Origin of the sequence: Bacillus sp. AP50, assembly GCF_040492675.1 — a bacterium.
Classification (GTDB): domain Bacteria; phylum Bacillota; class Bacilli; order Bacillales; family Bacillaceae_G; genus Bacillus_A; species Bacillus_A cereus.
The window spans coordinates 1-1,823 of sequence record NZ_JBEUTW010000748.1 but is presented as its reverse complement, the minus strand read 5'-3'; the positions used below and the strand labels follow the sequence as shown (position 1 = coordinate 1,823).

The window sequence follows — 1,823 nt, the reverse complement described above, 5'->3', positions numbered from 1 at the left end:
GTAATCTCTCTTTTGTATTGCTCCTCTATTCATCAAAATGTAAGCGGCACCGATAGGAGGAAAAAGACAAATATTTTTCTTACGACCACGGATACAAAGTTACTGTCTGCATATGAATCCCCTTTTCATCATAATACTTGCTTCAACATCGGCCTCACTACCCTATATTCATCACTATAAGCTTCCTTTATGATTAAAGGCGGGTAATCACTTTTTTCTTCCTCAATCATTATGAATACTTCTGTTTTCTCTTGTAATGTATTAGATTCTCTATTTTTAGTAGGTTTTTTACTTGTTTTAATTTTCTTTGTTACTTCGCCAAGTTTTTGCCCAACTTCTTCTACTTTGGCAGGTTCATTCGCAACATAGTATTCTTGTTCGTCCCATACTAATATAGGTGGCACTTGTTCTCTTTTGTTACATATTATATAAGTAGTACTAGCTACAAGTAGTATACAAGTTAATAAATAGAAGATAGTTTTTTTATTCATATACTACACTCCTTATCTATCATTTCATTAGATTATATAATACAAGTTATTTATAGTAAATGGATTTAGTGGTAATTTTTAGGTTTAACAATAAAGAAAAACCTTACCGAAGTAAGGTTTCGTTTTTACATTCTATAGTGACTGATTAATTAATACGATCATTACAATAATTGCTATAAGCATAACAACTAAACAGCCGATTAATTTATAAAATCCTCGCTTCGTTAACGTCCCACCTTGAACGTCTTTACGAATAAATAAGAATACGGCTAAAAATAATACAAGCCCAATGCCAAAAGCATACATCATTTGCATATGTTAATCTTCCTTTCTCTCCTCCATCTTAATATCTTTTTGCTAAAACAACAAATGAGATAAAGACGGTACTCATTGTAAGTGCCATAAGTATATTCAATAATTCAGTAGCTGATAGTGTAAGTATTTTTAAGTTTAAGCCGATAGAGAAAAGAAGATAATATGCCGTTAATGCAAAAAAGGTTACAAACATTCCTTTATAACGAATCAGTTTCATTCGCTCGTCTTTTTCTTTAAATTGCGGATGCAAGTAGCTTAGACAGAAACACATAATCATCATCCCCAGCAATGGATACGTTATGGCTGGCGGTGCAGAATGCGTCATTATACCTGTTAATATCATAAATCCACTCATAAATAGAAAAATAATCCCCATAATTACAAAGTACTTTTGTGAATAATTCATCCCTATTCCCCCTCTTCTTTTCCTTCATAAATAAATACATGTTCTATTGTTGTCTGAAATGTTTTCGCTATTTCAAATGCTAGCGGAAGTGATGGATCGTATTTCCCTTTTTCAATTGAGATAATGGTTTGTCTGGAAACTCCAAGTTTCTCAGCCAACTTTTCTTGAGATAGTCCAAATTTTTTTCGGTATTCGACCATTTTATTTTCCAAGGAAATTTCTCCCTCCTTCCATATACCGAGTATATATGTAAAGGAAACTTTACGTCAAGTTCCCTTTACATATATTTTGATTATTATTCACGCTATTTATATAGAAGAAACTTTTTTAAATTTCAGCACGTCTATTTTGAAGCGAAACACGGAACACTGTAAATAACTGTTACTATATCTCCTCACTTCTTTTTTTAAAATTTAATATCTCCATATTTGTTTTATCCTTTTAAAATATTTCATTTATTTCTTTATTTCACGAAATGCGTTATTTGTTTTACGGTGTTTTTCGTCATATTTATAGAAACTAACTGTTTATGGAGCATTTTTTATGTTTAGCAACTTTTTTTGTAGAAATCCTTCACTTTCCTTTCAATATTTAACACTATCTAAATAAAG

At 31.0% G+C, this 1,823-nt stretch carries 4 protein-coding genes; all 4 read right to left on the bottom strand.

The window, feature by feature from the left end; all coding sequences use genetic code 11:
* Nucleotides 1-128: 128 nt before the first annotated feature.
* The 4 genes from ABWK52_RS29140 to ABWK52_RS29125 all read right to left on the bottom strand — a co-directional run bounded on the left by ABWK52_RS29140 (nt 129) and on the right by ABWK52_RS29125 (nt 1,424).
* Nucleotides 129-491 carry a hypothetical protein gene (locus ABWK52_RS29140; protein ID WP_001036574.1) on the bottom strand — a complete coding sequence of 121 codons (363 nt, stop codon included), beginning with the start codon at nt 489-491 and terminating at the stop codon, nt 129-131.
* A 132-nt stretch (nt 492-623) separates the two neighbouring features.
* Nucleotides 624-806 carry a DUF3976 domain-containing protein gene (locus ABWK52_RS29135; protein ID WP_001178294.1) on the bottom strand — a complete coding sequence of 61 codons (183 nt, stop codon included), beginning with the start codon at nt 804-806 and terminating at the stop codon, nt 624-626.
* A gap of 28 nt (nt 807-834) precedes the next feature.
* The gene (locus tag ABWK52_RS29130) at nt 835-1,212 is read right to left on the bottom strand and encodes a hypothetical protein (RefSeq protein WP_001109895.1); all 378 of its coding nucleotides are present in this window, start codon (nt 1,210-1,212) and stop codon (nt 835-837) included.
* A gap of 2 nt (nt 1,213-1,214) precedes the next feature.
* Complete coding sequence (locus ABWK52_RS29125) at nt 1,215-1,424, bottom strand: helix-turn-helix transcriptional regulator (protein WP_000428506.1); 210 nt, start codon at nt 1,422-1,424, stop codon at nt 1,215-1,217.
* Between the last annotated feature and the right edge of the window lie 399 nt (nt 1,425-1,823).